This is a genomic window from Actinomycetota bacterium (genome assembly GCA_036280995.1).
GTDB lineage: Bacteria > Actinomycetota > CALGFH01 > CALGFH01 > CALGFH01 > CALGFH01.
In genome coordinates, this window is record DASUPQ010000883.1 from 1 (window position 1) to 2926 (window position 2926).

Here is a 2926-nt window from a genome sequence, read left to right on the forward strand (position 1 = left end):
GGCCGGTGGACCTGCTCCTGGGGCGGTGCGGTCGGCGGCGGTGTTCCCGGCGGCGGCTCGGGAACTGGTCGGGACGCCGGGTGGCCGTCACCGTCGGTCCCGGGGCCCCGTTGCCGACGCTGGTGGAACGGCAGCGGGGCCGGCTCGGCCGGCTCGGTCACGAACCAGTCGGAGCGGGCGGCCTCGAAGATTGGGGTCGGGTCGCCGGCCGGGCCCGGCTCCGACTCAGCCGGCTGCTCGGGCGGTGGGAGCTCGCCGCGCCCGTGGACGGTCCCGGGGGCGGCCGCCCGGTTGGCCGCCACCACCTGCGGCACCTGGGGCCAGACGAGCAGGGCGTTCGGCAGCAGGACCAGGGCCGTCACCCCGCCATACCAGGAGTGCCGTAGCTGCACCTTGATGTCGTGGCGCTGGCTGAGGCGCCCGACCACGTACAGCCCCAGCACCCGCGACAATGCGAAGTCGATCTCCGGCGGGTTGGCCAGCCGCTCGTTGGCCGCGATCAGCTCCTCGTCGCTCATGCCCAGGCCGCGGTCCTCGACCTCGATCACGTACCCGTGGGGCACGGCCTGCCCGGCGATCTGGACCTTGGTGTTGGGCGGCGAGAAGGCGGTGGCGTTCTCGATCAGCTCGGCCAGCAGATGGATGACGTCGACGGCGGCGTGCCCGGCCACCTCCAGGTCGGCCAGGGGCAGGAACTCGACCCGCTGGTACTCCTCGACCTCGGCCGCGGCCGCCCGGACCACGTCGACCACGGTCATCGGCTGGGCCCAGTGGCGGCCCGGGTCGGCGCCCGAGAGCACGATCAGGTCCTCGGCGTTGCGGCGCATGCGGGTGGCCAAGTGATCCAGGCGGAACAGGGCCCCCAAGGTGTCGGGGTCGGTCTCGTTGCGCTCCAGGTCGTCGATCAGCTCCAGCTGGCGGTCGATCAGGGTCTGGGAGCGGCGGGCCAGGTTGGTGAACATGTCGCCGATCGAGCGGCGCAGGGCCGCCTGCTCGGAGGCCAGCCGGACGGCCACCTCCTGGATGGCGTCGACCGCCTGGGCGACCTGGCCGATCTCGTCCCTCGAGGTGATCCCGATCGGCTCCACCCGGATGTCCAGGTCGCCGCGCTCGGTGGTGCGCAGCCGCTGGACGGCCTCGGGCAGCCGGTGCTGGGCGATCTCGATCGCTCTGGCCCGTAGCTGCTGTAGCGGCTGGGCCATGGACCGGGCCACCAGCAGCAGCGCCAGCAGGGCGATGGCCAGGATCACGGCGATGATGAGGGCGTTGCGCAGCGCGTCGCGCTGGGCGGTGGCGCTGAGGTCGCCGCTCTGGCCGATGACGCCGTCGAGCAGTCGGGTCTCGACGTTGCGGAGCAGTTCCATATTGGTGGTGCTGGCGTTCAGCCAGTGGGGGCCGTTGATGTCCTCCCCGGATTGGGTGCGGATGGTGGTCTGCTGGATCTGGTCGACCTGGAGGACCGCCTGCCCTTGGACGAGGTCGGCGAACAGGCTGCGCTGCTGGTTGTTGGCGTCGGCCTGGAACTGGTTGAAGGCGGCCTGCTGGCGTGCCAGCAGGCTGGAGAACTCCTGGAAGCCGCCGAACGCGAAGTCATCCCGGAACGAGAGGGCGTACAGGATGCCGCGGATCTGGGAGGTGACTTCCTTGGCCCGCGACAGGCCGTTGAGGGCGCGCACCGACTGGGAAAGGTCCTCGTCCCCGCCCGGCTCGGCGATCTCGGCGTTGACGTCGAGGAGCTGGTCGATGATCTGGGAGTACTCGGCCGAGGTGGCGCGCCCGGTGAGGGAGGAGGACCGCGTCGCCTCCCGCAGTACGGTCAGGTCCTCCAGCCCCGCCTGGACCGCGTCGAACCTGCCCTGCAGGCGCTCCCCGAGATCATCGTTCAGCGGCGCTTGGGCCTCCCGGTAAGCGGCGACGGCCTGGTTGGTGCGTGGTTGCTGCTCGCGTAGCGCGCTGCCGACTCCCTTGTCGGCGCTGGCGGTGAAGGCGACGCTGAGGTCACGTTCGGCCTGAAGTTCGTGGACCAGCGCCGTCACCTGTCGGCCAAGCTCGGCCAGCCGGCGGCCGTCCTCGAAGGCCTGGGCGTTGCCGACCAGGGCGCCGATGCCGAAGCTGGCCAGCACCAGGAACGCGACCGCGGGGATGACGAGGACGGCGATCAGCTTGGAGCGGACGCGCCAGTTGCGCAGGCCGATCGACCGACCAGAGCCGCTGGCTGGCGGAGACGTTGTGTCCATACGGCGGGTTCACGACCTCTCTCGCAAGATGCCGGTTACCGGCCGGACTATACTCTGCCAGCGTGCTCGCGACCGTTCCGACCTGGGGGTATCGACAAAAATGACAAGAATGCGTTGGTTGTCGATGATCGCCCTGGTGGCGACCGTCGGCCCGCTCGCCGCGTGCACGGGCGAGGAATCGGGGGACGAGACGAGCGCGGTGACCGAAGTCCGCATCGGCGTCCTGGCCCCCACGACCGGGCCGAACCGGGCCGCCGGCGCCGACGCCCAGCATGGTGCCGAGCTGGCGACCACCCTGATCAACGGGGAGCAGGGGGCGGTGTCACTGGCAGGGGCCGGAAGCGAAGGGCTGGCCCGACTCGGCGGGGCCAAGCTCAGAATCGTCCCCGGCGACACCAAGAGCAGCCCCGATACCGGCACCTCCGAGGCGGACCGCCTGATCATCGAGGAGCGGGTTGTGGGGCTGGTCGGCGCCTACGACGCGGCCGTGACGGAGGCGGCCAGCCAGCGAACCGAGCGGCTGGGGATCCCCTTCGTGAACGGCGACAGCACGGCCGGCTACCTCACCGAGCGGGGGCTCACCTGGTTCTTCCGGACCGGGCCGACGGACCGGATGCTCGGGGAGGCGCTCTACTCCACGATTCTGCAGCAGAACATCCCACCCAAGCGCATCGGCCAGCTGTACACCA

Annotated in this window: 2 protein-coding genes; one reads left to right on the forward strand and one right to left on the reverse strand. The window is 71.0% G+C overall.

From position 1 onward, the window contains the following. Positions 1 to 2237: nitrate- and nitrite sensing domain-containing protein (locus VF468_29645; GenBank protein ID HEX5882450.1), on the reverse strand; the 2237-nt coding region annotated here is incomplete at its 3' end. Positions 2238 to 2373: 136 nt separating this feature from the next. On the opposite strand from VF468_29645, the gene VF468_29650 reads away from it, so the two are divergent. Beyond that, a partial coding sequence (locus VF468_29650; protein HEX5882451.1) for an ABC transporter substrate-binding protein occupies positions 2374 to 2926 on the forward strand: 553 nt, incomplete at its 3' end.